General features: G+C 63.1%; 29 protein-coding genes. 28 read left to right on the top strand and 1 reads right to left on the bottom strand.

Annotated elements, in window-relative coordinates; translation table 11 throughout:
• Positions 1–74 precede the first annotated feature (74 nt).
• The 25 genes from KIH77_RS10280 (at position 75) to KIH77_RS10160 (ending at position 23,465) form a co-directional block, all read left to right on the top strand.
• The gene (locus KIH77_RS10280) at positions 75–1,199 is read left to right on the top strand and encodes a GuaB3 family IMP dehydrogenase-related protein (protein ID WP_219101577.1); all 1,125 of its coding nucleotides are present in this window, start codon (positions 75–77) and stop codon (positions 1,197–1,199) included.
• 269 nt (positions 1,200–1,468) lie between these two features.
• Positions 1,469–1,936: a hypothetical protein gene (locus KIH77_RS10275; protein ID WP_219101575.1), complete on the top strand. Its 468-nt coding sequence runs from the start codon at positions 1,469–1,471 to the stop codon at positions 1,934–1,936.
• A gap of 66 nt (positions 1,937–2,002) precedes the next feature.
• Entirely contained in the window at positions 2,003–4,090 is a 2,088-nt protein-coding gene (locus KIH77_RS10270) for an AMP-dependent synthetase/ligase (RefSeq protein ID WP_219101573.1), read from the top strand.
• Positions 4,091–4,096: 6 nt separating this feature from the next.
• Positions 4,097–4,576, top strand: coding sequence for a peptide deformylase (gene def, locus KIH77_RS10265; protein WP_219101571.1), 480 nt, complete (start codon positions 4,097–4,099; stop codon positions 4,574–4,576).
• 205 nt (positions 4,577–4,781) lie between these two features.
• A complete protein-coding gene (gene rpsB, locus KIH77_RS10260) occupies positions 4,782–5,618 on the top strand; it encodes a 30S ribosomal protein S2 (RefSeq protein WP_219101569.1) in 837 nt (278 codons plus the stop codon).
• Between the two features lie 103 nt (positions 5,619–5,721).
• Complete coding sequence (gene tsf / locus KIH77_RS10255) at positions 5,722–6,573, top strand: translation elongation factor Ts (RefSeq protein WP_219101567.1); 852 nt, start codon at positions 5,722–5,724, stop codon at positions 6,571–6,573.
• 142 nt (positions 6,574–6,715) lie between these two features.
• Positions 6,716–7,480 (top strand): UMP kinase, encoded by a 765-nt coding sequence (gene pyrH / locus KIH77_RS10250; RefSeq protein ID WP_219101565.1) that lies wholly within the window; start codon positions 6,716–6,718, stop codon positions 7,478–7,480.
• A 90-nt stretch (positions 7,481–7,570) separates the two neighbouring features.
• Positions 7,571–8,125, top strand: coding sequence for a ribosome recycling factor (gene frr, locus KIH77_RS10245; protein ID WP_219101563.1), 555 nt, complete (start codon positions 7,571–7,573; stop codon positions 8,123–8,125).
• Positions 8,126–8,147: 22 nt separating this feature from the next.
• On the top strand, positions 8,148–9,131 hold the full coding sequence (locus KIH77_RS10240) for a phosphatidate cytidylyltransferase (RefSeq protein WP_219101561.1): 984 nt from the start codon (positions 8,148–8,150) through the stop codon (positions 9,129–9,131).
• Positions 9,132–9,188: 57 nt separating this feature from the next.
• Positions 9,189–10,370 carry a dual-specificity RNA methyltransferase RlmN gene (gene rlmN / locus KIH77_RS10235; protein WP_219101559.1) on the top strand — a complete coding sequence of 394 codons (1,182 nt, stop codon included), beginning with the start codon at positions 9,189–9,191 and terminating at the stop codon, positions 10,368–10,370.
• An 82-nt stretch (positions 10,371–10,452) separates the two neighbouring features.
• On the top strand, positions 10,453–11,223 hold the full coding sequence (gene hisF, locus KIH77_RS10230; RefSeq protein ID WP_219101557.1) for an imidazole glycerol phosphate synthase subunit HisF: 771 nt from the start codon (positions 10,453–10,455) through the stop codon (positions 11,221–11,223).
• 116 nt (positions 11,224–11,339) lie between these two features.
• On the top strand, positions 11,340–11,744 hold the full coding sequence (hisI, locus tag KIH77_RS10225; RefSeq protein WP_372445398.1) for a phosphoribosyl-AMP cyclohydrolase: 405 nt from the start codon (positions 11,340–11,342) through the stop codon (positions 11,742–11,744).
• Between the two features lie 5 nt (positions 11,745–11,749).
• On the top strand, positions 11,750–13,324 hold the full coding sequence (gene trpE, locus KIH77_RS10220; protein WP_219101591.1) for an anthranilate synthase component I: 1,575 nt from the start codon (positions 11,750–11,752) through the stop codon (positions 13,322–13,324).
• 75 nt (positions 13,325–13,399) lie between these two features.
• Positions 13,400–15,490, top strand: coding sequence for a bifunctional indole-3-glycerol phosphate synthase/tryptophan synthase subunit beta (locus KIH77_RS10215; RefSeq protein ID WP_219101553.1), 2,091 nt, complete (start codon positions 13,400–13,402; stop codon positions 15,488–15,490).
• A gap of 31 nt (positions 15,491–15,521) precedes the next feature.
• On the top strand, positions 15,522–16,394 hold the full coding sequence (gene trpA, locus KIH77_RS10210; protein WP_219101551.1) for a tryptophan synthase subunit alpha: 873 nt from the start codon (positions 15,522–15,524) through the stop codon (positions 16,392–16,394).
• Positions 16,395–16,483: 89 nt separating this feature from the next.
• On the top strand, positions 16,484–17,440 hold the full coding sequence (lgt, locus tag KIH77_RS10205; protein ID WP_219101589.1) for a prolipoprotein diacylglyceryl transferase: 957 nt from the start codon (positions 16,484–16,486) through the stop codon (positions 17,438–17,440).
• An 80-nt stretch (positions 17,441–17,520) separates the two neighbouring features.
• Positions 17,521–18,186 (top strand): ribulose-phosphate 3-epimerase, encoded by a 666-nt coding sequence (rpe, locus tag KIH77_RS10200; RefSeq protein WP_219101549.1) that lies wholly within the window; start codon positions 17,521–17,523, stop codon positions 18,184–18,186.
• A gap of 83 nt (positions 18,187–18,269) precedes the next feature.
• Positions 18,270–18,533 carry a phosphoribosyl-ATP diphosphatase gene (locus KIH77_RS10195; RefSeq protein WP_219101547.1) on the top strand — a complete coding sequence of 88 codons (264 nt, stop codon included), beginning with the start codon at positions 18,270–18,272 and terminating at the stop codon, positions 18,531–18,533.
• Between the two features lie 70 nt (positions 18,534–18,603).
• Positions 18,604–19,455 carry an ATP phosphoribosyltransferase gene (gene hisG / locus KIH77_RS10190; RefSeq protein WP_219101545.1) on the top strand — a complete coding sequence of 284 codons (852 nt, stop codon included), beginning with the start codon at positions 18,604–18,606 and terminating at the stop codon, positions 19,453–19,455.
• 13 nt (positions 19,456–19,468) lie between these two features.
• Positions 19,469–20,119, top strand: coding sequence for a CDP-alcohol phosphatidyltransferase family protein (locus KIH77_RS10185; protein WP_219101543.1), 651 nt, complete (start codon positions 19,469–19,471; stop codon positions 20,117–20,119).
• Positions 20,109–21,080 (top strand): DUF881 domain-containing protein, encoded by a 972-nt coding sequence (locus KIH77_RS10180; protein ID WP_219101542.1) that lies wholly within the window; start codon positions 20,109–20,111, stop codon positions 21,078–21,080. The genes KIH77_RS10185 and KIH77_RS10180 overlap by 11 nt, the downstream gene beginning before the upstream one ends.
• A 2-nt stretch (positions 21,081–21,082) precedes the next feature.
• Positions 21,083–21,415 (top strand): small basic family protein, encoded by a 333-nt coding sequence (locus KIH77_RS10175; RefSeq protein WP_219101540.1) that lies wholly within the window; start codon positions 21,083–21,085, stop codon positions 21,413–21,415.
• Between the two features lie 19 nt (positions 21,416–21,434).
• Complete coding sequence (locus tag KIH77_RS10170) at positions 21,435–22,265, top strand: DUF881 domain-containing protein (RefSeq protein WP_219101538.1); 831 nt, start codon at positions 21,435–21,437, stop codon at positions 22,263–22,265.
• 5 nt (positions 22,266–22,270) lie between these two features.
• Complete coding sequence (locus KIH77_RS10165; protein WP_219101535.1) at positions 22,271–22,711, top strand: FHA domain-containing protein; 441 nt, start codon at positions 22,271–22,273, stop codon at positions 22,709–22,711.
• Between the two features lie 61 nt (positions 22,712–22,772).
• The gene (locus tag KIH77_RS10160; RefSeq protein WP_219101533.1) at positions 22,773–23,465 is read left to right on the top strand and encodes a MerR family transcriptional regulator; all 693 of its coding nucleotides are present in this window, start codon (positions 22,773–22,775) and stop codon (positions 23,463–23,465) included.
• Between the two features lie 41 nt (positions 23,466–23,506).
• Here KIH77_RS10160 and KIH77_RS10155 read toward each other — a convergent pair whose 3' ends face one another.
• A complete protein-coding gene (locus KIH77_RS10155; RefSeq protein ID WP_219101587.1) occupies positions 23,507–24,355 on the bottom strand; it encodes an aldo/keto reductase in 849 nt (282 codons plus the stop codon).
• Positions 24,356–24,549: 194 nt separating this feature from the next.
• Here KIH77_RS10155 and KIH77_RS10150 point away from each other — a divergent pair, with 194 nt between their 5' ends.
• From KIH77_RS10150 to KIH77_RS10140, 3 genes are read left to right on the top strand one after another with little or no spacing between them, the layout of a single operon-like run.
• Positions 24,550–25,359 carry a hypothetical protein gene (locus KIH77_RS10150; RefSeq protein ID WP_219101531.1) on the top strand — a complete coding sequence of 270 codons (810 nt, stop codon included), beginning with the start codon at positions 24,550–24,552 and terminating at the stop codon, positions 25,357–25,359.
• Complete coding sequence (locus KIH77_RS10145; RefSeq protein ID WP_219101529.1) at positions 25,356–25,856, top strand: HIRAN domain-containing protein; 501 nt, start codon at positions 25,356–25,358, stop codon at positions 25,854–25,856. Before KIH77_RS10150 ends, KIH77_RS10145 begins: the two co-directional genes overlap by 4 nt.
• Positions 25,849–26,805 (top strand): tetratricopeptide repeat protein, encoded by a 957-nt coding sequence (locus KIH77_RS10140; RefSeq protein ID WP_219101527.1) that lies wholly within the window; start codon positions 25,849–25,851, stop codon positions 26,803–26,805. The genes KIH77_RS10145 and KIH77_RS10140 overlap by 8 nt, the downstream gene beginning before the upstream one ends.
• Positions 26,806–26,935: the final 130 nt, after the last annotated feature.

Raw genomic sequence — 26,935 nt, 5'->3', positions numbered from 1 at the left:
ATGTTTCATCATGCGAATAATGTCCAGTTTCACACGGGGCGGTATCGTCGTCACGGCGCATTAGCCTAAGAAGCATGACTCAAGAGACTGAAATCGGCCTGGGCAAGTCCGGCCGTCTGTGCTATTCCCTGGACGATGTGGCCATCGTGCCGTCGCGACGCACCCGTGACCCCGGCGATGTGTCGACGGCGTGGCAGGTGGACGCCTACGAGTTCGACATCCCGGTCATCGGCGCGCCCATGGATTCGGTGATGAGCCCGGCCACGGTGATCGAGCTGGGGCGTCTGGGAGGCCTCGGGGTCCTGGATCTCGAAGGGCTGTGGACCCGCTATGACGACCCAGAGCCGCTGCTCGCGGAGATCGCGAAGGCCCCGCAGGAGCAGGCCACGGCACGCATGCAGGAGCTGTACAAGGCTCCCATCCGGGCCGATCTGATCACCAAAAGGCTGCATGAGATTCGTGATGCAGGCGTGACCGTCGCAGGCTCGCTGACGCCGCAGCGCACCCAGGAGTTCTATTCCACCGTGCTCGAGGCCGGCGTCGACCTGTTCGTCATCCGAGGCACCGCGGTCTCCGCCGAGCACGTGTCGCGCTCGCATGAACCCCTGAACCTGAAGAAGTTCATCTACGAGCTTGACGTCCCGGTCATCGTGGGTGGCGCGGCGACCTATCAGGCGGCGTTGCATCTCATGCGCACCGGCGCCGCCGGCGTGCTGGTGGGCATCGGCGGAGGCGCCGTCTCCACCATGCGCACCACCATCGGCATGCACGCCCCGATGGCGACGGCCATCGCCGATGTGGCCGCGGCCCGACGCGACTACATGGATGAGTCCGGTGGGCGCTATGTGCATGTCATCGCCGATGGCGGCACTGGCGTCTCGGGCAACTTCGTCAAGGCGTTCGCCCTTGGCGCGGATGCCGTCATGCTCAGCGCTCCGCTGGCACGGGCCTCCGAGGCCCCCGGCCAGGGCGAACTGTGGGGCGCCGAGGCCCATCATGCCGAGTTGCCGCGCGGCCGCCGTTTCCATGTGGGCACCGCGGGCGACATGCGTCAGATTCTGTTCGGGCCCAGCCATCAGGCGGATGGCACCGTGAACTTCATCGGCGCGCTTCGTCGGGCCATGGCGTCCACGGGATACCTTGACGTCAAGGAGTTCCAGCGTTGCGGTGTCGTGGTGACGCCGTACGAGAGCCTGTGACGTCTTTTCCGCATAGGTTTTTGCAATCGATGGGTGGCGTATGCCACCCATCGTCGTTGTTGCCCCCTTTTTCGACACGCCGGGTGGGAGGGGTCAAACGTTTGCTGTTTCGATGTCAACGATTGCAGGCCGGTTTTTCGCCTGAATTGTCCATATTTTCCGCTGTCGACTTGACTCTGTGAGCGTTCACCCTCATGCTTGTATACAACCCCCTTAAACGGGTGCGCACAGACGAGCGCCCACGGGGTCGAGCCAGGAAGGGCGAGAAGATGTACGATTTCAAGCAGGATCCCGAGCATGAGGGCGAGTTCTCATTCATTCTGCCGGGATGCTACGGCGCTCCGGGCGGCGTGAGGGTCCGCGTGAACCGTCTGGTTCCCAGCGATCTCAGCATGCAGGAGAGCGCGGATGTGGCGGTCAGGGCCTTCCAGCTGGTGTGCCTTGCCTCCGATGTGGCGCGAGGCCGTCTCTCGGGAAGGTCCCTCGACAGGAATGTGACCGAGAAGGGCATCAGCCGTCTGGAGTTCATGGCGAAGCTGCTGCGGCTGAGCCGTAAGGACAGCCCCCTGCACGGCAATCTGCCTCCCGTGCCGCTGTACCTGTACGGCACCGTGCTCAATCCGGACCATTTCGACGCCTGCGCGGGGCTGACCATCGGCAAGGAGATCTACCAGTCCAGCATCGTCCTGCGGCGGTGGGGCTCCCGCTGGGTCTGCACCTTCCTTGACTTCGGCTGATAGGCCGCGTGCGGGTTTCCGGCGGGGTGGCGTGGGACGCATGCGAAGCGTCCTATAGTAGTGTCTATGCTGCGTGAATATTCAGTGGATGTCATTCATCCCACCACGGAAAAGGACACGATCTACTCACTGCTCGCCCACCGGTTCTCCCGTGATCCAGAGGATTGCATCGCGCAATGGCAGGATGACGAGACCCGCCAGTGGCATGACGTCACGGCCGCCGAGATGCACCATACGGTGCGCGAGGTGGCCAAGGGGCTGATGGGATTGGGTGTGAAGGCCGGGGACAACGTCGTCATCTATTCGGCCACCTGCTACCCATGGGGCGTGGTGGACTTCGCATGCGCCGCCATCGGCGCGGTCAGCGTGCCGGTGTACGAGACGGACTCTCCCGAGCAGACCGCCAACATCGTCGGTGACGTCCAGCCGCGGATCGCCTTCGCGGGGGACTACGAGCATGCCCAGACCCTGGAGCTGATCCGCAAGGACCAGGAGTGCCTGCAGTATGTGTTCAACTTCAAGGCGGAGGGCCTGGACGCGGTCATCGACTTCGGAGGACAGGTCTCCGACGAGGAGCTGGACGCCGCCATCGATGCGGTGAAGGCCGACGATCTCGCCACCATCGTGTACACGTCCGGTTCCACGGGCAAGCCCAAGGGCGCGATGCTGTCCCATCGCAACTTCACCCACACCGTGCTCAACGGCTACGAGGTGCTCAACGACATGCTCTACCAGCCGAGCCGCCTGTTGCTGTTCCTGCCGCTGGCGCACTGCTTCGCCAGATACATCCAGTATGTGGCCATAGGCTCGCATGGCGTGGTCGGATACATTCCCGGCGCCAAGCATCTGCTCGCGGACCTGCGCGGATTCAAGCCCACGTATCTTCTCGGGGTCCCCCGTGTGTTCGAGAAGGTGTACAACGCCGCCTCGCAGAAGGCCGGTGCCGGCCTGCAGGGTCGCATCTTCGCCAAGGCGGTCTCCCACTTCATCCAATGGTCCAAGGACGAACAGGACAAGGGGCGGCATCCTCTGGGCGCTCGCATCGAACACGTCTTCTACATGAAGACGGTGGGCGCGTCCATCCGGTCGGCGTTGGGGCCGAACCTCAAGTACCTCGCATGCGGCGGCGCCCCGCTGAACACCGATCTCGCCCATTTCTTCAACGGCTTCGACGGCATCACCTTCATTCAGGGGTATGGCATGACCGAGACCGCGGCGCCCTGCATGGTGAACTTCCAGGACCGCAACGAGATCGGTTCGGTCGGGCTTCCCGGATGCATGGAGGTGAGGCTCGCGGATGACGACGAGCTGATGATCAGGGGGGCGAGCGTCTTCCTTGGCTACTACAAGCAGCCGGAACTCACCGCGCAGGTTCTCGAACCGGACGGGTGGCTGCACACAGGCGATCTCGCGCGCATCGACGACAACGGCTTCACCTTCATCACCGGTCGCAAGAAGGACATCATCATCACCGCGGGGGGCAAGAACGTCTCGCCGGCCCCCATGGAGGACACCGTGATGACCTGCCCGATCGTCTCGCAGGCCGTGGTCATCGGGGACGGACGTCCGTTCATATCGGCGCTGGTGACGCTGGATCCCGACATGCTGGCCTCGTGGTTGTCGGCCCAGGGCCTCGACGCATCCATGGACGCCGCGCAGGCGGCCGAGAACGATGCCGTGAGGGCATTGGTCCAGCAGTATGTCGACCGTGCCAACGCCACCGTCTCCCGTGCGGAGTCGATTCGCAAGTTCATCATCCTCGACAAGGAATTCAACCAGGACGACGGTACGCTCACCCCCAGCATGAAGGTGGTCCGTCCCGCGGTGCTTCGGCGGTACGAGGAGCTTCTCGACAAGGTGATGTATGCGCCGAAGCCGTCGGGCAGGACGCAGCCCGTACCATCGTCCAAGCAGCTGCTGGAGAAGGCAACGGAATCGATCTCGCCCCTGATGGACAAGGCCCAGGAGAACGCGATTCCCCGCATCAAGGAGGCGAGGGACCGTCTCGAGCCCATGCTCGGCAAGGCGAAGAACGTCGGCGACTCCCTCGCGGGCATGTCGAAGAAGCGCCACGACTCCGCGGAGGGCGAGGTCGAGGCCTCGGATACCCTTGAACATGGCGAAACGGCCGACGACAACGACGACAAGGAGTGAAGACCAGTGGCAATTCGAGAGATTCGTGTGGTGCCGGATCCGATTCTGCGCACGCCCTGCGACCCCATCCGCAGCATCACGCCAGCCATCGAACGTCTGGTGACGGACCTGCTGGAGACCGTCGACGATCCCGGCAGGGCCGGTCTTTCCGCGAACCAGATCGGTGTGGGGCTCCGCGCCTTCTCCTACAACATCGAGGGAAAGGTCGGATACATCCTCAACCCCGTGATCGAGGAGACGCGTGGGGAACAGTACGGAGACGAGGGATGTCTTTCGGTTCCCGGGCTATGGTACAAGACCCGGCGCGCGGATTACGCGAGGGTGTCCGGCATCGACCTGGACGGCAAGCCGGTGACGCTTGAGGGGACGGGCCTCATGGGTCGCATGCTCCAGCATGAATGCGACCATCTGGACGGCCATGTGTATCTCGACCGGTTGGAGAAGGAGGAGCGCCGTCAGGCCATGAGGATGATGCGTTCCCGGTAGCTTTGATGATGTGCTATCATAGAAAATCGCGTGCTTTTTTGGTCTCCCATGGGGTCGCAGCCGTGGGAAACCGCATTCCAACGATCCGAAACCGCACGTGAAATACGCGTCATGCCCGCGACGGCCTGTGTCGGTCGGCCTTCCTCGAGAAGGTTGCACGCAGGTGCGCATGACCAGGAAACAACCGACAAGAAAGGTATATGGCATGGCACAGATTACCATGAGCCAGATGCTCAAGGCTGGCGTTCACTTCGGTCATCAGACCCGCCGCTGGAACCCCAAGATGAAGCAGTACATCTTGATGGAGCGCAACGGCATCCACATCATCAACCTGTTCAAGTCCCTCGACCTGATCGACAAGGCCTATGACTTCATCAAGGCCACCGTCGCCCACAACGGCACGATTCTGTTCGTCGGCACCAAGAAGCAGGCCGTGGAGGCCATCACCGAGCAGGCCACCCGCGTCAACATGCCCTACGTGTCCGAGCGCTGGCTCGGCGGCATGCTCACCAACTTCCAGACCGTGTCGAAGCGCGTCGCCCGCATGAAGGAGCTCGAGGAGATCGACTTCTCCGACGTGCACTCCTCCGGTCTGACCAAGAAGGAGCTCCTCCTTCTTGAGCGCGAGAAGGACAAGCTGGTCAAGCAGCTTGGCGGCATCCGTAACATGAACCGCACCCCCTCCGCCCTGTTCGTCGTGGACATCAACAAGGAATCCCTGGCCGTCGAGGAAGCCCACAAGCTGCACATCCCGGTCGTCGCCCTGGTCGACACCAACACCGACCCCGATCTCGTCGACTACCCGATTCCGGCCAACGACGACGCCATCCGCGCCGTCGAACTGCTGACCACCCTCGCCGCCGACGCCGTGGCCGATGGTCTGCTGGAGCGTTCCGGCAAGGCCGCCGACAAGGCCGATGGCAAGGACGAGGCCCAGCCTCTGCCCGAGTGGGAGACCGAGCTGCTGAAGAAGGACGACGCCGAGGCCGCCCCCGCGGCCGAAGCCGACAAGCCGAAGGCCGAAGAGGCCAAGGCCGAGTGACCTTATGATTTCAGCCGTTCGCGCAAAGCGAGCGGCTGACGTCTTATGATGGTAATGATCGTGACAACACGGTCGTACATGTATTTGAGGAGACAGAAAAGCTATGGCAAAGATCACTGCCGCTCTCATCAAGCAGGTTCGTGAAGACACCGGTGCCGGCATGATGGACGTCAAGAAGGCTCTTACCGAGGCTGAAGGTGACGTCGCCCGCGCCAAGGAAATCATCCGCGCCAAGGGTATTCAGGCCGCCGGCAAGCGCGAAGGCCGCAAGGCCCAGGAAGGCACCATCGCCTCCACCGTGGTCGAGTCCGCCAATGGCCAGGTCGGCTACGCCGCCGAGCTCAACTCCGAGACCGATTTCGTGGCCAAGACCCCGAAGTTCGTGGAGTTCGCCGACGGCATCCTCGCCGACGCCGTCAAGGCCGAGGCCGCCGACGCCGACGCCGTTCTTGCGGCCGCCGCCGAGGACGGCACCGTCAAGGAGGCCATCGAAGAGGCCGCCGCGCTGTTCGGCGAGCACGTCAAGCTCGGCCAGTACGCCAAGGTCGAAGGCCCCCACGTCGAGGTCTACGCCCACAAGAAGTCCGCTGAGATGCCGCCGAGCATCGTGGCCATGATCGTCACCGACGAGGCCGGTGCCAAGGTCGCCCATGAGGCCGCCCTGCAGATTTCCGCCATGGCTCCCAAGTGGCTGACCCGTGAGGACGTGCCGTCCGACGTCGTCGAGTCCGAGCGTCGCGTCGCCACTGAGAAGTCCCTTGCCGAAGGCAAGCCGGAGAAGATCGTCCCGAAGATCGTCGAGGGTCGCCTCAACGCCTTCTTCAAGGACAACGTCCTGCTTGAGCAGCAGTTCGTCAAGGACCCGTCCAAGACGGTCGGCGACCTGTTCAAGGAAGTCGGCGGCAAGGCCCTGTCCTTCGCCCGCATCGAGGTCGGCAAGGGCGAGGAGGAGTAGGTCCTCCCTCATCCGTGATTCGGCATGATGATGAAGGCGGCCCCTTCGGGGGCCGTCTTTTTTTGTGGGTGAGCACGGTCGTCGTTGTCATTGTTCACCGTTACCATGGATTTCGGTTTTTTCACGAGACGAAAGGTGTCACATGGCTGACAACTGTTCCAACAACTCGGTTCCTTCCCCCTCATCCCCCCGAAGGGTCCTGCTCAAACTCTCCGGAGAGGCCTTCGGAGGCGGCCACATCGGCATCGACCCCAACGTCGTGCGTCGTATCGCCGGAGAGGTGGCCGCGGCCGTCAGGCATGGCGTCCAGGTCGCCATCGTGGTCGGCGGAGGCAACTTCTTCCGCGGCGCCGAGCTGCAGCAGGCCGGCATCGACCGTTCTCGCGGCGACTACATGGGTATGCTCGGCACGGTCATGAACTGCCTTGCGCTGCAGGACTTCCTCGAACAGGAGGGGCAGGCCACCCGCGTGCAGTCCGCAATCCAGATGACGCAGGTCACGGAGCCGTACATCCCGCTGAAGGCCATCCGCCATCTGGAGAAGGGCCGTGTGGTCGTGTTCGGCGCCGGCGCCGGCATGCCTTATTTCTCCACCGACACCGTGTCCATCCAGCGCGCCCTGGAGATTCACTGCTCCGAGGTCCTCATGGGCAAGAACGGCGTGGACGGCGTATACACCGCCGACCCCCGTAAGGACGACCAGGCGAAGATGTTCACCCAGCTCAGCTACAACCGCGCCCTGGTGGACAACCTCGCGGTCATGGACGCCTCCGCATTGTCCATGGCGCGCGACAACACCCTGCCGATTCGCGTGTTCGGACTGGAGACGCCCGGCAACGTCACCCGCGTGCTCGAAGGGGAGGACCTCGGCACGCTGGTCAGCGCCGTCGAGTCGAAGACACGGTAGCGGGCCTCGGCACGGTAGAATAGGCAAGACATCTTCCAAGGACAGGGAAGTTCAGCCATGCCTGGACGCATGGCATGACAAGGAGACATTATGGCAGCAATCATTGATCAGGCAACCGCCCAGATGGGCAAGACCGTGGAGTCCACCAAGGAGAATTTCGCGGGAATCCGTACCGGCCGCGCGAACCCCGCCCTGCTCAACGGCATCGTCGTCGACTACTACGGCGCCCCCACCCCGCTGAAGCAGATGGCCACCATCGGCGTTCCCGAGCCCCGCACCCTGGCGATCACCCCGTTCGATGTGACCCAGGCCTCCGCCGTGGAGAAGGCCCTTCGCGATTCCGATCTGGGCGTCAACCCCAACCGTGACGGCAACGTGATCCGCATCACCCTGCCCGAGCTGACCGAGGAGCGGCGCAAGGAATACGTCAAGCTCGCCAAGGGCAAGGCGGAGGACGGCAAGGTCGCCATCCGCAACATCCGCCGCAAGGTCAAGGAATCCATCGAAGCCTCCGTCAAGGACGGCGACATGGGCGAGGACGAGGGCAACCGCCTGCAGAAGGATCTCGACAAGGTCACCAAGAAGGTCACCGACGAGATCGATTCCCTGTTCGCGGCGAAGGAAAAGGAAATTCTCGAGGTCTGAGCAACCCAGACGGTGCAGCGGTATGAGCCCATCAAAGCGTAAGGAAGAGGCCGAAGAGGCCATCGACACGATCAACAAGCGTACGGGACGCAACATGCCCCAGGCCATAGGCACCGGCGTGGTGCTGGTACTGGTCATTCTGCTGTGTCTCGCCGCAAGCGTCGACGTCTTCGTCGGACTGATCATCATCTTCGTGGTACTCGCCCTATGGGAGCTTCGCGTCGATTTCGCGACGGTGGGCATCCGCATACCCGTCCTGGCCCTGTGGATCGGGGCGATCGGCATATTGGGCGCGACATACTTCGCCCCGGCGCACGCCGTGGCGATGTGCGTGTCCACGCTGCTGACGCTCGTCTTCGTCGGACTGGCGGCGTCCACCAGACTGACCATGGTCGGACGCCGCGTCTCCATGGCGGTGGCCTCCAAACTCTCCCGCGCGGACGCCCACATGCGCAGCGAATCATCCTTCAACGACGGGGACGAGTCCGGGCCGGTGACGCGTTTCACCAATGTGACGGTGTCCCTGCTTGTGGTGCTGTATGTGCCGTTCCTCGCGGGATTCATCATCATGCCGCTGACCTGGGAGCACCCGGTGGCCCACGCGTTCCTGCTTGTGTTCGTCCCCGCGCTGGGGGACATCGGCGGCCTCGCGTTCGGCGCATGGCTCGGCAAGCACAAGCTTTCCCCCCGCATCTCGCCGAAGAAGTCAGTCGAGGGCCTACTTGGCTCGATACTCTTCTGCTTCGTCGGCGCCCTCGTGATCTTCCTGGTCACCTACGACCGTTCAGTCTGGGCGTCCCGGTGGTGGGTCCCGATACTGTTCGGCGTGCTCGTCGGCGTGGTGGGCACGTTCGGCGACCTGTGCGCGTCGATGCTCAAACGCGATCTGGGCATCAAGGACATGGGGCATCTGCTCAAGGGACATGGCGGTGTCCTCGACCGCGCCGACTCCATCCTCATGGCCGCGCCGTTCATCTTCCTCGTCATCGCCGCGACCGGCCTGTAGTCGTAACCACGCCATCGCCAACACCATTTTCCATTCTTCCGAAGGAGCGACGAAGTCATGACCGATGCGGTCGAACATCCGGAAAGCGGCATCACAGCCGGGGGAGAGAGCGGTCCGTTCCGTGACATCCTCTCCAAGGACCATGCCCGCCGAGGCAAGCCTCCGCTGCACTTCGCCGATATGGACGACGATGAACGCATCGCCGTCGCCAAGGGGCTCGGCCTGCCGAAATTCCGGGTCAAGCAGCTGGCCAACCACTATTACTCCCATCTGAGCGTGGACCCGGAGGACTACACCGATTTGCCGGCGGCACGGCGAGATGACGTCATCGCCTCATACTTCCCCGTCCTGATCGAACCGCTCCTGAGGCAGAAGGCGGACAACGGCACCACCGTCAAGACGCTGTGGAGGCTGTTCGACGGCTCCCGCATCGAATCGGTGCTGATGCGATACCCGAACCGCACCACACTATGCATCTCCAGCCAGGTGGGCTGCGGCATGGGATGCCCATTCTGCGCGACCGGTAAGCTTGGGCTCACCCGCAACATGTCCACGGGAGAGATTCTCGAACAGGTCCGTGTGGCGGCCAAGGCCATGCGAGATGGAGAAGTCGCCGGCGGCCCAGGACGACTGAGCAACGTGGTGTTCATGGGTATGGGCGAGCCCATGGGCAACTATCGCTCCGTGCTCTCCGCCATCCGGCAGATCAGCGCCCAGCCCCCGGAGGGCTTCGGCATCTCGGCGCGCAACATCACGGTCTCGACCGTCGGCGTGGTACCCGGCATCAAGAAACTGACCGCCGAAGGCATCCCCGTACGTCTGGCCGTCTCTCTCCATGCCCCCAACGACAAGCTGCGCGACGAACTCGTGCCGATGAATCGACGATTCAACACCACGCAGGTGCTGGACGCCGCCCACGACTACTATCTCGCCAGCAAGCGCCGCGTGAGCATCGAATACGCACTGATGCGGGGCATCAACGACCAAGCCGTCCACGCGAGGCAGTTGGCCAACCGGCTCAACCATTACGGAGACAACTGGGCACATGTGAACCCCATCCCGCTCAACCCCATCGAGGGGTCGAAATGGACGGCCTCCGACCCGCACGACGAGAAGGTGTTCCTGGACATCCTGCATCAGGCGGGCATCACCGCGACCCTGCGAGACACCCGCGGTTCCGACATCGACGGCGCCTGCGGCCAGCTCGCGGCGAAGGAGCGATTCTCCCGCGAGTCGTAACGGGAGCGTCGCCAAGTGACGTTACCCTGTTGCTAGTGCGCGAGTCGACGCGCGCGATGGACCATCTGCAAAAGGGGTGAACATGTCACTGGCGGTGAGAGTGATACCGTGTTTGGATGTGGATGCTGGGCGCGTGGTGAAAGGCGTCCACTTCGAAAACCTGCGGGATGCCGGCGATCCGGTCGAGCTCGCGGCGGAATACTATCGTCAGGGGGCCGACGAGCTGACCTTCCTTGACGTCACCGCATCCAGTTCGCATCGCCAGACCATGTACGACGTGGTGCGACGCACGGCCGAGGAGCTGTTCATCCCCCTTACCGTGGGCGGGGGAGTACGCACCGTCGACGATGTCGACATGTTGCTGCGCTGCGGCGCCGACAAGGTGGGCGTCAACACGGCGGCCATCAACAATCCGCAGATGATCAGCGACGTCTCCGGCCGCTTCGGCAGGCAGGTCCTCGTCCTCTCGGTCGACGCGCGACGCGAGCAGGGTGAACGCCACACGAAATCGGGGTTTGAGGTCACCACCATGGGAGGCCGCAAATCCACGGGCATCGACGCCCTGTGGTGGGTCAGGCGGGCCGAGCAGCTCGGCGCCGGCGAGATCCTGCTGAATTCCATGGACGCCGACGGCACGAAGAACGGATTCGATCTCGAAATGATCGAGAAGGTCCGCAACGAGGTCTCCATCCCCATCATCGCCAGCGGCGGTGCCGGCAAGGCGGAGGATTTTCCCCCCGCCATCAAGGCAGGCGCGGACGCGGTGCTCGCGGCATCCGTCTTCCATTTCGGCCAGGTCACGATTCCCGAGGTCAAGGCCGAGCTGGCGAAGCACGGATACGACGTCCGATAGACGGTCCATACGATGCAGGCACATTCCGAATGTGCGACCGTAGGACGGGGAGAACAGGCTTTCCGTGCACGTCCATGCATATGTGCACAAGGTGATAGCGAGGAATGACGACAACAATGCAGGAAACATACGATAATGCCACGCAGCTCGATCCGCGGATCGCACGGCGCCTGAAGAAGGACGCCAAGGGACTCGTCGCGGCGGTCATCCAGCAGTACGACACGAAGCAGGTGCTGATGGTCGGTTATATGAACGAGGAGGCACTGCGCCGGACGCTTACCAGCGGCCGCGTCACGTTCTGGTCACGGTCCCGTCAGGAATACTGGCGCAAGGGGGACACCTCCGGACACGTGCAGTACGTCAAGGCGGTGTCCCTGGACTGTGACGGAGACGCGCTTCTGGTCGAGGTCGACCAGGTGGGCGCCGCCTGCCACACCGGCAAACGCTCCTGCTTCGACGAGGGCGGACCGTTGCCCGTCGTCGTCGGCCACCGTACGCCGCAGCAGAAGGAGGACGAGTGATGGGCATGGAGACCCCCAGGAACATCGAATGCAGCGTCGAACATCTCAATTGGGGCGGTACCTGGCCGAGCCGTGAGGAGTTCCACTCCCTCGCCGATGCCGGCTATCGTGTGGTGCCCATCGTCAGGAGACTGCTTGCCGACTCCCTGACGCCCGTCGGCTTCTACGAGCGCCTCGCCGGAGGACGTTCCGGCACGTTCATCCTCGAATCCGCGGAATATGGCGGCTCCTGGAGCCGGTACAGCTTCATCGGCGTCAACTCCATCGCCCAGCTGCGTTCCAACCACGGCCAGGCCGACTGGAGCGGCGAAGTGCCGGTCGGCGTACCGACCCATGGCGATGTCATCGAGGTGGCGCATGCGGCGTTGAAGACGTTGAAGGCCCCGCGTGTCAAAGGTCTTCCCAACCTCACCAGCGGCTTGGTCGGATCGGTCGGCTGGGACGTCATCCGTCACTGGGAGCCCACCCTGCGTGCCCAGGCGCCCGACGAGACCGGACAGCCGGAGCTGGCCCTCGCCCTGGCCACGGACATCGCCGTGGTCGACCATGTCAGCGGATCCGTGTGGCTGATCGCCAACGCCGTGAACGTGGACGACAAGCCCACCCGGGCCGACGCCGCCTACGACGAGGCGGTCGAACGACTGAACGCCATGCAGCGCAAGGCCGCGACCCCCGTGGACGGCGAGGCCCGCGTGAGCGTGCTTGATGAGACCCGTCCCCGTCCGGAGCTGCGGTTCCGCAGCGCCAAGGCGGATTATGAGCGCGCCGTGGAGGAGACCAAGCGCCATATCGTGGACGGCGACGTATTCCAGACGGTGATCTCCCAGCGGCTCGACCTCGACTCCCCGGCCGATCCCTTCGACGTCTATCGTGTCCTGCGCACGCTCAATCCCAGCCCGTACATGTATTTCATGACACTGACCGATACGCAGGGCCGTGACTTCAACGTCATCGGATCCAGCCCCGAGACGCTCATCAAAGTGGACAACGGCCACGCGCTCACCTTCCCGATCGCGGGTTCCCGCCCGCGCGGCGCCACCCCGGAAGAGGACGAGCGGCTGGCCAAGGAGCTGCTCGCCGACCCCAAGGAACGCAGCGAGCACATCATGCTTGTGGACCTCTCCCGCAACGATCTGAGCAAGGTGTGCGTACCCAGCAGCGTCGAAGTCGTCAAGCTCATGGACATCAAACGGTTCAGCCACATCATGCACATCTGCTCGACGGTCACCGGTCGGGTGGATCCGGACCTGACCGCATTCGACGTCTTCAAGTCCGCGTTCCCCGCGGGCACGCTCTCCGGGGCTCCCAAGCCCCGCGCCATCGACATCATCGACGAGCTTGAGGTGGCCGACCGCGGCATCTACGGCGGCACCGTCGGTTATTTCGATTTCTCGGGCAACATGGACATGGCCATCGCCATCCGCACCGCGTTCCTCCGGGACCATGAGGCCAGCGTCCAGGCCGGCGCCGGCATCGTGCTCGACTCCGTTCCGGCGAACGAATGGCAGGAGACCCGCAACAAGGCCGAGGCCTCCGTCGAGGCAGTGCAGATCGCGGCCCAGCTGAAAGCCGCCAGATAGAATATTCGAGCGAAGCACGGCCGAACTGTGCTATAAGGTGTGCTGTTGATCCCAACCACACCGAAAAGGAGAATCATGTCGGTATTGGACGATCTGGTGGCGGGAGCCGTCGAGGACCAGAGGAACCGGGAGAAGACGGTGCCTCTGGCGGCGTTGAAGGAACAGGTGGCGCATGGCGCCCACACGCCTCTTGACGCGCGCCGATGGCTCAAGCGCCCCGACGCCATACCGGTGATCGCCGAAATCAAGCGTGCGTCGCCGTCCAAGGGGCACCTGAGCGACATCCCCGATCCCGCGGCGCTTGCCCGTGAATACGAGAAAGGCGGCGCGAGCGCGGTCTCCGTACTCACCGAGGGTCGTCGTTTCCTGGGGTCCCTGGACGATTTGGACAAGGTCCGGGCGGCCGTGCACATCCCGGTGCTGCGCAAGGACTTCATCGTCACCGACTACCAGATCTGGGAGGCCCGCGCGCATGGCGCCGACATGGTCCTGCTCATCGTCGCCGCCTTGGACGACGACAGGCTGCGTCACCTGCTCGGTCTCGCCCACGAACTCGGGCTGACGGTCCTCGTGGAGACCCATACCCGCGAGGAGATCGAACGCGCGATCGCCGCCGGCGCCAAGGTCATCGGCATCAATGCGCGCAATCTCAAGAACCTTCGGGTGGACGTGAACAAGTATGACGAATTGGCGGCCAATCTTCCTGACGACGTGATTCGCGTGGCGGAGTCCGGCGTGTTCGGCGCGGTGGAGGTCGAGGACTACGGCCGGGCCGGCGCGGACGCCGTACTCGTCGGCGAGGGCGTCGCCACGGCCGACGACCATGAACTTGCAGTGGAACGACTAGTGAAGGCAGGAGCAAGAGTGAAAGCATCAGAGACCACGCCGTTGAGCGAACACCACGGACCGTACTGGGGGCAGTTCGGCGGCCGATACGTGCCCGAGGCGCTCATCACCGCGTTGGATGAACTTGAACGCGTCTACGACGAGGCCAAGAAGGACCCGGAATTCCACAAGGAGTTCATGACCCTGCAGCAGCGGTATGTGGGACGTCCCTCGCCGCTGACCGAGGCGCCGCGTTTCGCGAAGCTCGTCAGCGAGAAGACCGGTCTTGACGCGCGCATCTTCCTCAAGCGCGAGGACCTCAACCACACCGGCGCCCACAAGATCAACAACGCGCTCGGCCAGGCCCTGCTCGTCAAGAGGATGGGCAAGACCCGCGTGATCGCCGAGACCGGCGCTGGCCAGCATGGCGTGGCGACCGCCACCGTGTGCGCGATGCTCGGACTCAAGTGCCGCATCTACATGGGTCAGATCGACGCCCGCCGCCAGGCCCTCAACGTGGCGCGTATGCGCATGCTCGGCGCCGAGGTGGTGGAGGTCACCCTCGGCGACAAGATTCTCAAGGACGCCATCAACGAGGCGCTGCGCGACTGGGTGACCAACGTCAAGGACACCCACTACCTGCTCGGTACGGTCGCCGGCCCGCACCCGTTCCCCGAGATGGTGCGCGACTTCCAGAAGATCATCGGCGAGGAGGCCAAGCAGCAGCTTCAGGACTGGTACGGCATCGACCACCCGGACGCGGTCTGCGCATGCGTCGGCGGCGGATCGAACGCCATCGGCGTGATGAACGCCTTCCTCGACGACGAGCGCGTGAACCTGTACGGCTATGAGGCCGGCGGCAAGGGGCCTGAGACCGGCAAGCACGCCGTCCGCTTCGCCCCCGGCACCGGCCAGCTCGGCATGTTCCAGGGTGCCAAGAGCTACCTGCTGGAGACCGACGAAGGCCAGACCCTCGACACCTACTCGATTTCCGCCGGCCTCGACTACGCGTCCGTGGGCCCGGAGCACGCATGGCTCAAGGACATCGGCCGCGTCAACTATTCGTGGGCCACCGACGAGGAGGCCATGGACGCGTTCCGCGACCTGAGCCAGACCGAGGGCATCATCCCCGCCATCGAATCCTCCCATGCCGTCGCCGGCGCGTACAAGGCCGCCGCCGATCTCAAGGCCAAGGGATACGACAAGGCCGTGATGATCGTCAACATCTCCGGACGTGGCGACAAGGACATGGCCACCGCAGGCAAGTGGTTCGGATACCTGACCGACGACCAGGCCGCCGCGCTCGAGGTCACCGGCGCGCACGGCAACACCGTCGCCTGAGTACATGAGTGCAAGAGGAGCGAATACAACAATGACGAATGCAACAACCACGCCCTCCGGACAGCCGCTGGGCATCAGCCACAAGCCCAGCGCCACCGAGGCGATGTTCGACACGTTGCGTGGACAGAACCGTCCGGCGTTCATCGGCTATCTGCCGTACGGCTTCCCGAATCCGGACGTCTCCCTCGATGCGCTGCGGACCATGGTCGAACACGGCGTCGACGCCGTCGAAATCGGCCTGCCGTACTCCGACCCCGTCATGGATGGTCCGGTCATCCAGGCCGCATCCTCCATCGCCCTGAGGAGCGGCGAAACCATCAAACGCGTCTTCGAGGCGGTGGAGGCCGTGGCCAACGCCGGCGGCGTACCGCTGGTCATGAGCTATTGGAACCTCATCTACCATTACGGCGTCGAACGCTTCGCCACCGATTTCGAGAATGCCGGCGGCGCAGGCCTCATCACCCCCGATCTCATCCCCGACGAGGCAGGGGAGTGGATTGAGGCGTCCGACCGCCACGGTCTCGACCGCATCTTCCTGGTCTCCCCGGATTCGGCCGACGAACGACTCGTGACCGTCGCGCGCAATGCCCGCGGCTTCGTGTATGCGGCAGCCCGTATGGGCGTCACCGGCGAACGCGCCAGCATCGACGCCTCGCCCGAGGTGCTCGTCGACCGCACACGTCGGGCCGGGGCCCGCAACGTATGCGTGGGCATCGGCGTCTCCACCGCGGAGCAGGCGGCCAAGGTCGGCTCCTACGCCGATGGCGTGATCGTGGGCTCGGCCCTGGTGCATACGCTGCTGAACGATGACAATCGGACGGCCCGTGACGCCTCCGAAGGACTGAAGCTGCTCGCCGCCAAGACCGACGAGCTCGCCGAGGGCGTACGCGGCGCGAGGAACTGAACGAAACAACCACTATGCGGTGACGGCCGCCGCATCCATGGTCCGAGGCCATGAGTGCACGGACGGCCCACCGCCACGAACGAGGCATGATGACCACCATAGCGTCGATTCCTTCCCCGACCTTCTCCGAGTTCCACATCGGACCCGTGACCATTCACATGTATGCGATCTGTATCCTGATTGGCGTGTGCTTCGCCGTATGGATCCTCAGCGTGCGCTGGAAGAAGGACGGCGGGTTCTTCGACCAGGTGCTCGACACCACGCTGGTCGCCGTGCCCAGCGGGCTCGTCGGCGCCCGTCTCTACCACTGCATCACCACGCCGTACGCGTATTTCCCTCCCACGGGCAGTCTGATCAACATCCTGAAGGTGTGGGAAGGCGGCATGGCCATCTTCGGCGGCATCGGCGCTGGCGCCCTCGCCGCGTTCCTGTGGTGCCGGCACAAGCGGTATCCGTTCCCCCTGCTTGCCGATGCCCTGGCGCCCGGTCTCATGGTCGCCCAGGCGATCGGACGTCTGGGCAACTGGTTCAACCAGGAGCTGTATGGGAAGCCCACCACCCTGCCGTGGGGCCTGGCGCTGAACGGCGCCGACGCCATGGGCAAGACGCAGGTGTGCTACAACGGCCAGCCGTGCCCGGTGGGCACCCTGTTCCACCCCACCTTCCTCTATGAGATGATCTGGAACCTCGTGGGTGCCGCCCTGATTGTGATCGTCGGCAACCGGTTGTCTCACATGCTGAAAGGCGGACAGATATTCTCGATGTACCTCATGTGGTACGGCGCGGGGCGCTCGTGGATCGAGATGCTGCGCATCAACTACTCCACCGAGATACTCGGGCTGCGCATCAACGTGTGGACCGCAATCATCGTGTTCCTTCTCGGCGTTATCCTCTTCATAGGGTTGCAGGCCAAGGGCAGCGACAGGGCGGAGTTGTCCCGCCGCCTCACCGCGGTGAGCGCGGACGAGCTGGAACGCATCGCCCAGAAGGAGGCGTCCGGAACCCGAAGCGACGGGTCTACGACGCGCCCCGTCCCGCGCAGATAGCCGCCGTCGAAACATGAACAGCGCATGAATGATGGTGCCGCGTCCGCGCATCGTCGTTCAGTTTCCCTAGAATGGGCATCATGACGATTCAAATTGCACCAAGTATCCTATCGGCGGATTTCTGCAACCTTGAGCGTGACCTCCACGCCATCGCCAACGCCGACCTCGTGCACGTCGATGTGATGGACCATCACTTCGTCCCCAACCTGACCCTGGGCGAGCCCATCGTCAAGCGCATCTGCGAGGTCAGCCCGCTGCCGGTCGACGTCCACCTCATGATCGAGGACCCTGATCGATGGGCCCCCGAATTCGCCAAGTGCGGCGCGCAGTCCGTGACATTCCACATGGGCGCCACCCATGCGCCCGTGCGACTGGCCCGCCAGCTGCGCGACATGGGCTGCAAGGCCTGCTTCGCGGTCCGGCCCGCCGAGCCCGTCGAGCCCATCTTCGACATCCTCGACGAGTTCGACATGATTCTCATCATGACCGTCGAACCCGGTTTCGGAGGACAGAAGTTCCTCGCCAACCAGATGGCCAAGACCCGTCGCCTGCGCGACGAGATCACGCGCCGCGGCCTCGACACCCATATTCAGGTCGATGGCGGCGTGAGCCCCTCCACCGCGCACATCGTGGCCGAAGCCGGTGCGGACGTGCTGGTCGCCGGTTCCGCGGTATACTGCGCCGACGATCCCGCCAAGGCCATCGACGAGATCAGGAACAACGCCCAGGCCGCATATCAGGCCTGAGCCACGCGGCCCGTCACCGGCGGGCCGGAAAACCGTCGGACGGCACTCCGCCGTCCGACTCCATCAAAGGAGAACCCCAAGTTATGAAGACCTTCGATTCCTTGTTCGAAGAACTGAGCGCAAAAGCCGAAGCCAAGACCGAAGGGTCGCTTACGGTCGAGGAACTGGCCAAGGGCACGCATTTCATCGGCAAGAAGCTTGTCGAAGAGGCCGGGGAAAGCTGGATCGCCGCCGAATACGAGGGTGCCGACCGCACCGCCGAGGAACTCAGCCAGCTGCTCTACCACATTCAGGTCATGATGATCGACCGCGGCATCAGCCTCGAAGACGTCTACAAGCACCTGTGACCTCGAGTCAGGCGCATCAGGGCCGCATGGATCACCAGACGGCCCGTCAATTCATCACTAAGGGGAAAACATGCTGAGAATCGCAGTGCCCAACAAGGGCATGCTGTCCGAACCCGCCTGGAACATGCTGGCCGAGGCCGGCTACAGGCTCCGCACCAATTCACGGCAGCTCGTCGTCGAGGATCCGGACAACGGCATCGAACTGTTCTATCTTCGTCCATTGGACATCGCCGTATACGTCGGCCGCGGCACCATCGACTGCGGCATCACCGGCGAGGACCTGCTCAGGAACTCCGGCACCGAGGCCATCGAGCACATGCCGCTCGGGTTCGGCGCCTCCACGTTCCGCTTCGCCGCGCCGAACGAATCCTCCTTCGCGAAGCTCGAGGACATCGAGGGCAAGCGCGTCGGCACGTCATTCGACAAGCTTGTGCACGATTACCTGCAGGAGCACGGCATCAGCGCCGAGACCATCCACCTTGACGGCGCGGTCGAGTCCTCGGTCCAGTTGGGGGTCGCGGACCTCATCGCCGACGTGGTCTCCACCGGCACCACGCTGCGCAATGCCGGCCTGCGCATCTTCGCCGACCCGATCATGCACTCCGAGGCCTGCCTTATTCGTTCGCCGCGTCTCGACCCGAAGGACGAGCGTCTGACCGTGCTCAGCCGGCGCCTCGAAGGCGTGCTCACCGCACAGCGCTACGTGCTCATGGACTACGACATCCCCGTGTCGAAGGTCGCCGCCGCCGTGGACGTGACCCCCGGATTCGAAAGCCCCACCATCTCCCCGTTGCACGACAAGCAGTGGAATGCCGTGCGCGTGATGGTGCCGAAGGCCAAGGTCAACCAGCTTATGGACCGCCTGTACGAGGTGGGTGCGCGCGGCATCATCGTCACCGCCCTGCAGGCGTCCCGAATGTGAACCAACGGGACGCATGAGCAGTCATACACATAACGACGGCCGTCATGGCGAGGACGAGGCGTTCAGTCCGGAGCCGCAGAACATCATATGGACGGTGCCGAATGCGATCAGTTTCCTGCGCATTCTCTCCATACCGGTCATAGCGGTGCTCATCTCCAAGCGGTATCTGGTCTGGTCGCTGGTCGTCCTCGCCATATCATCGGCATCCGATGGCATCGACGGATACATCGCGCGTCGATTCAACCAGGTAAGCCGCATAGGGCAGATTCTCGACCCCATCGCCGACCGCCTGCTGATCATCTTCTCCATGCTTGCTCTGGGATGGACGCAGATCCTGCCGTGGTGGCTGCTCATAGCCGTCGGCTCCCGTGACGTGGTCATGCTTCTCGAAGTGCTGCTGCTGGCGCAGTATGACTACGGCCCTTTGCCCGTGCATTTCGTCGGGAAGTCCGGCACCGCGCTGCTGCTCATGTCCGTACCGGTGCTCATCGTCGCCGATCTGAGCACGCGGCCGTTCTTCCAGGTGCTCCACCTCATCGGCGTGGCCGGTGCCATATGGGGCGCCGCACTGTACTGGACGGCGGGACTGATCTACATCCTGCAGGGATACGCGCTGCTGCATAAGGACATCGGTAAACGCACGAGGCGGACCAATGTCGATTGACGGACGGCCGCCGGTCTCCTTCGACGTGGATCCGGACAACACCCCCATACGCCGGCGCAGCGCGTTCTCGCGCTCCGTTTTCGGACTGATCAACCGCCATGCCGTACAGGATGAGGCGCACGTTCCCGGCCGGTCGCGCCGTCGCAAGGTCAATGACGAATCGCTCCACCTCATCGACGACCTGACCAACCGGCCGCTCGACCCACTGTTCGAGGATTCCACGCTGCTGCCGCAGAGCCAGTCCACGGCCGTGAAGTGGGTCACGAGAATCCTCACCTTCGTCTTCTGCGTGATCGTCGGGATTTCCGGCTGCGTCATCGTGCAGGAACTGCATATGAACACCCGGCAGAAGATCCGCGAGGAGCTGGCCAGCCAGGTCGCGGCATTGAACGACAAGCAGCATGCGCTTCAATCCGACGTGGCCTCGCAGCGTTCGCAGATCGAATCGCTGACCAACAGCATGCAATCCAGCGACGACTCCACCACCAAAAGGGACGCCATACTCAACGGCACCGCAGCCGTGACCGGGCCCGGCGTCACCGTGACACTGGCGGACCCCATCGCCGCGGAGGACCAAAAAGGGGACCTGCCCAGAGACGACAAGGGCCACGCCATCCGCGTGGTGTCCGACAACGACCTGCAGGCGTTCGTATCGAGACTCTGGGGGGCCGGCGCGGAGGCCATCGCCATCAACGGCATCAGAATCGGCGTGCAGTCGTCCATACGCGTCGCCGGGCAGACCATCCTCGTCGGTGTGACCTCGGTGCAGAGCCCGTACAAAATCCAGGCCATAGGGGATCGTGGATCCCTCGTCCGCGCCACCAGCAAACAGAACAACGCCACCTTGTATGACTCGCTCTCGCAGGTGGGCATCTACCCCGACGTGTCGCGCAACGGTACTATTACACTTGAGGCATCGGGGTCACCCGACCTGAAATACGCGCATAAAGGGGAAGAATAGACATGCCGGCAATCATCGGTCTCATCGTGGGCGTCGTCGTGGGCATCTTCATCAAACCCGACGTTCCCGTCGCGCTCCAACCCTACCTTCCCATCATGGTGGTGGCCGCGATCGACGCGTTGCTCGGATCGGCTCGCGCGTATTTCGAGCGCAGCTTCTCCGACCGAGTCTTCGTCATCTCGTTCCTCTCCAACGTCATCACCGCAGTGCTTCTGGTCTTTCTCGGTGACCAGCTCGGCGTCGGCTCCCAGCTGACCACCGCGGTGATCGTCGTCCTGGGCATACGAATCTTCTCCAACGTATCGGCCATTCGACGGTTCATCTTCAGAGGATGAAGGGCCGAGGCAGGACATCATGGCAAAAGAGACCAATCACAAGCACAAGCAGCCCAGGGCGCTGAACCGCCTGCTGCATCAGGAAATGGCCGACGAGATCAACGACGATGTCTCCACCGGCACGTTCCCGCAGGTGAAGAAGAAGCCGGCGCGTTCCATCCGCAAGGGCACCGGGAGGGGGCGCATCCTCACCACGCTGCTCGTCATCATCCTCTGCGCGTTGCTGGGATTCGGATACGTCACCCAGATACAGAACTCCCAATCGTCATACGCCACATTGAGCGAGGACGAGCTCGTCCGCCTGCTCGATGAGACCAGCGCCCAGGTGGACACGCTCGAACAGCAGAAGACCCAACTTTCCGAACAGCTCAGATCCATCAAATCCGCCGCCGACAAGCAGAAGGAGGTCGAACGGGTCGCCAAGGAGAACGAGGAGAGCAGTGGCATCCTCTCCGGCCGTCTTCCCGCAGAAGGCAAGGGCGTGGTCATCACCGTCGGGCAACGGAGCGGCCACATCCCCGCATCCATGATGTTCACCCTCATCGAGGAGCTGCGTAACGCCGGCGCCGAGGTCATGGAATTCAACGGGGTGCGCGTGGTCACCTCCACCTCGTTCACCGACACGGAATCCGGCGTCTCGTGCAGTGGGCAATCCGTGACGCCGCCATACACCATCAAGGCGATCGGTGATCCCTCGGCCCTGCAGAACGCCATACAGATCGCCGGAGGCGTCGGCTCGCAGCTGAGGGTCAAACACGGTGCCGCCGTCAGTGTGGTACAGTCGGACAGCGTCCAGATCAACGCCGTACGACAATCAACCGACTATAAGTACGCAAGGACTGTAGAATAACAATTATGACTGATTCGATTCCAACCGCCGGCGAGACCACCATCATCGGTATCCCGGCCATCCATATTCCGATCACGACCGCGGGCGATCGTCCCCTGACCCAGCAGGACCTGGACACCATCGCACGTCTGGACGCGAATTCCGCATTGCTGATCTCCACCCGTGGAGCGGTTTCCGGTTCGCGCTATCTTTTGGACGAGGATGTCGTAAACGTCGGACGAGACCCCCGTTCCGACATCCTTCTCGACGATTCCACCGTGTCCCGTTCCCATGCGGTCTTCCGTCGCGTCAACGGACAGTTCACCGTGCAGGACGCCGGATCGCTCAACGGAACCTATGTGAACCGTCAGCGTGTCGATGAGGCCGTGCTGAAGAACGGCGACGAGATCATGATCGGAAAATTCCGTCTGGTCTTCTTCACGAAATCAGCCGTCGTAGCGGCGTGACGGCATCCTCCGCGGTTAGACTGAACATGATGGCAAGTCAACCTGCGGAAGGATGACCGATATGGGAGACAACGATGGCGTTCGATTGAGCCTCCATGTGCCCCTGCAGGATCGCACGGATCTTACGGCAGCGGATGCCGTGCAGGGGCAGCTCTTCGACGACGGGGACCCCCATGAGACCCGCGGATATCGAGGCACCGTAGCCTCGCGAGTGGCGGGAATCACCTATCGGCAATTGGATTACTGGGCCAGAAAGCAGATCGTCGAACCATCGATCAGCCCATCGCACGGTTCGGGGTCGCGGCGCCTGTATTCGTTCAAGGACGTCGTCATCCTCGCCGTATCGAAAAAGCTCCTCGACGCGGGCATCAACCTGCAGAACGTCACCGGTGCCATAGACTGCCTCATGCAGCACAGCGCCTCGGAACTCGAGGACATCACCATCATGTGCGACGGCCAGACCGTGCATGAATGCCTTACCGATGAGGAGGTCATCGCGCTCGTACGCGGGGGAGAAGCCGTCTTCGGCGTCTCGGTCGGGGTGCTATGGCACCGGACCCGGGAGGCCTTGTCCCACGAGGAATTCGTGGACCTGACCAACCGGGTGCAACGGACGCCACGACAAGACGCCGCCGGTGAGGGGCGGGAGGAACGTCCTCTTGACGAAATCACCGAACGACGCCTGAAAAAGCACATGGCACAGCGGTCACGCAGCCATGACGGCCACGACCGGCGGCGCAAGACCGTCGCCTAGCCGTCAGCCGTCAGCCGTCAGCCGTCGGTCCTCAGCCGTCCTCAGTCCTCCTCGTGCCAATGGGGATCCTGCTCGAACGTACGCCCCTCCGGATTGTCCATGGCGTCGATGTCACGCATATCCCGCTCGTCGAGTTCGAAACCGGTCAGATCGAGATTGGCACGCTGGCGCTCGCGGTTCATCGACTTCGGAATGGCCACATCGCCAAGCTGCACATGCCAGCGCAGAATCACGGCGACGGGGGAGACGCCATGCTTTTCGGCGATGCGTACGATGTCCGGGTCCCTAAGCATCTGGTTGGCGCGGCCCAGCGGGCTCCATGCCTCGGTGATGATGCCGTGGGCGTCATCGTACGCGCGCTGCTCCTTCTGCTGGAAGAACGGATGCAACTCGACCTGGTTGACCGCCGGAGTCACGCCCGTGGCGCGGATGAGCAGATCGATGTGTCCGGGCAGGAAATTGCTCACGCCGATATGCTTCACGATGCCTTGCCTCTGCGCGTCCACCAGAGCCTGCCACGCCTCCACGAACTGGCCCTGCGAGGGGTTCGGCCAATGGATGAGATACAGGTCGATGTAGTCGAGTCCCATACGGGCCACGGACTCCTCGATGGTGGTTCGCGCCTGATCGTACTGATGATGACGGCCCGGAAGCTTCGACGTGACGATGATGTCCTCACGCGGCACCTCGGATTCGCGAATCGCCTTGCCGACCACACCCTCGTTCTCGTAGTTGAATGCGGAATCAAGCAGACGATAACCGACCTCAAGCGCAGACTTTATCGCGCCGACGCCAGCGAAGCCATTGACCTTGTAGGTGCCGAATCCGATGGAAGGCAGTTCCAGACCGTCGTGCGCCCTGCGCACGGGGATGGCCGGAGGTTCGAGCAGAGTCATGATGCATTCCTTTACGACTTGATATGACGATTATGATATCCCGCATAATTCTACCGTTTATCCGACGTCGAGAAACGGCGTATTGTCGAAGGTGAAAGCGACATGAAGACCACCACGCCGATGACGGGGACGCTCCACGTCGTCGATGTGGCGAGGAGGCCGCCCATGAATGGGGAAAGGACCTGACGATGGACGATGATGCCGACCGCGAGACGCTGCTGGCGTCAATTGCCGAGATACGGGGCGACATCGCACAGACCGTTGCGCGAATCGAGGAGCTGAACCAGCAGGTCATTCCGCAAATCAAAACGGATTTCTGGGTGAAGATAGGCGTATGGCGCGTACGATTACTCAAAGAGCAGCTGGCCGCGCGACGCGCCAAACGACGGTATGCGATGGCACGTGCCTCGATGAACAGCAACAAACCCATTGACGGTGAAGCCATTGACAAGGCGCTCGACCGGGAGTTCGCCGACTGGCGACGACAGGTCGCCGAACAAGCGAAGAGCATGGACGCATGGCTACGCAGACGCGACCGTTCCTCGCCGATGCATGCGGACAAGGCGAGGGAACTGAAGCGACTGTTCCGGAAACTGGCCAGACGCCTCCACCCGGACTTATATCCCGGGGACCGGAAACGTGCCGAATACTATGCGATGGCGCAGCACGCGCTCGCCGACGGCTCTCTGGATATGCTGAGGGCACTTGACGCCGCCACCATGGACATGACTGACGACGAACGGTTTGATGGGCTGACCGATGACGAACTTCGCATGGAGATCGAACTGCTGAACGGCCGGCTTGATGCCGTCCGTGACCGTCTGCTCCAGCTGACTTCCACCGAGCCATACACGTTGGCCGAACGTCTGCGGGACCCCGAATGGGTCAGCGGACAGGTCGCCGGGCTTCGTGGACGCATCGATGAGTGCATGGCCAGTCGGCGGCATTACGATGGACGGTATGAAGATCTGCTCAATGAGGAGAGGAAGCGTCGATGAGTGAATCATCGCAACAGGCGAGCCATGGGGCGTCGTCCGAGGAGACGTCGGCTGAAGAGGAGGCTCTGTCATCGGCGGCAATGCTACCGATGCCGATGGGCGGCGGTTCCGGGGAACTGTCGTTGCTGGGGATGACGGACGGTGGTCTCGATATTCCCCAGCCGTATGCCAATGTCATCACGCTCGTGGAGAGAACCTATCTGGTCGGCTGCCGGGCGTTCGACAACAGCGGTGCCGACGATGCCATGCTGCGGAGTCTGCGGACTCGTGGTTCGGATGGTCGTCTTCGTCTGCAACGGGAGCCGGATGACGCCCAGGACCGGTGGACGGTGGAGGCGTATGCCGGTGAGACACGCGTCGGTTACCTTCGCGCGCATGAGAACGAGATCATCGCGCGTCTCATGGACGCCGGCAAACACGTATACGCGGAACATCTCGAGACGGAACGGCTGGGGGACTACCGCCGCATATGGGTAAGGCTGGTGCTGGATGACTGATCACGAAGGTCCTGCGCCATGGCCGTTGTGGCATGCCCACGACGACATCCCCGTTCTTGATTACGGCGATGTGTGGTTCCTCTATGACGATCCGATCATCGGGCCGATTCTTCCGCTGATGTTCATCACCGTTCCCGTGGAGGAGGACGGCGTCATGGGACGCGACCGCATCGACTGCTATCCGTTTGTCCAACAGTGTGAGCTCATACCGCCGCTCGGCATCGGACAGGCGTCGAGGACGTCGCTCGGCGTCCCGTTCTATGACGCCGGAATCGATGATTCAGCCGTATGCGACAAGGCGGACCAATCCGATCCGTACGGCGACGATGCGTTGCATTACGGCGGCATGTATTACGAGGAGGGCATGGGATACACGGCCCCGAAGGACCATGGGCGTCGTCTTGACTGCTTCAAGGCCGCGGAGATTCTCTACCGTCATTCGGCGGGGCGTGGCAATCCGTTCGGCTGGCTGTGTCTGGGGTACGTCTATGCGTACGACCGCTGCGAAGGACGGTATTTCCGTTCGTATTACGACAATTTCGGTGAGGCCGCGCCCAAGCCGGATACCGACGTCATGGCTTTGGAGGCGTTCCGTCATGCGGCCGAGGCCGATATCGCCGAAGGCTGCTACAAATACGGCGACATGCTTGATGAGGGACGGGGATGCGAACCGGATTATGCCGGCGCGTTGACGATGTTCCGCAGGGCGTTCGATCTGGGAAAGGACGAGCGGCCCCACATCTGGGGGTCCGCCGCATTGCGTATCGCCAGGGCGTATGCGGATGCGAAGGGCTGCCGGCATGATTGCGCCGAGGCGTTGCATTGGTATGAGATCGCGCGTACCGGTCTGGAGCTGGCCGTCCGCGATGGCGCGGGTGCCTATGACGCTCGGTTGTGGGAGGCCGAGGCCGGCGTGATGGATATGCAGCAGGAGCTGCGCCTCGGCTGATGCCGTTTTGCCTTTTTGCGACACGCCGGTGGATGCTTGTGTTTTCAGTGGTTTTGGGGTTGTTGGTTGTGGCCGGGGTTGCGTGGTGGTGTGGGTTGGTGTAGGTTATTCACTCGTTGCCCGGCACGGC

Origin of the sequence: Bifidobacterium pluvialisilvae (assembly GCF_019331695.1) — a bacterium.
In the GTDB taxonomy this organism is placed as follows: domain Bacteria; phylum Actinomycetota; class Actinomycetes; order Actinomycetales; family Bifidobacteriaceae; genus Galliscardovia; species Galliscardovia pluvialisilvae.
This window is presented reverse-complemented; position numbering and strand designations above follow the sequence as displayed.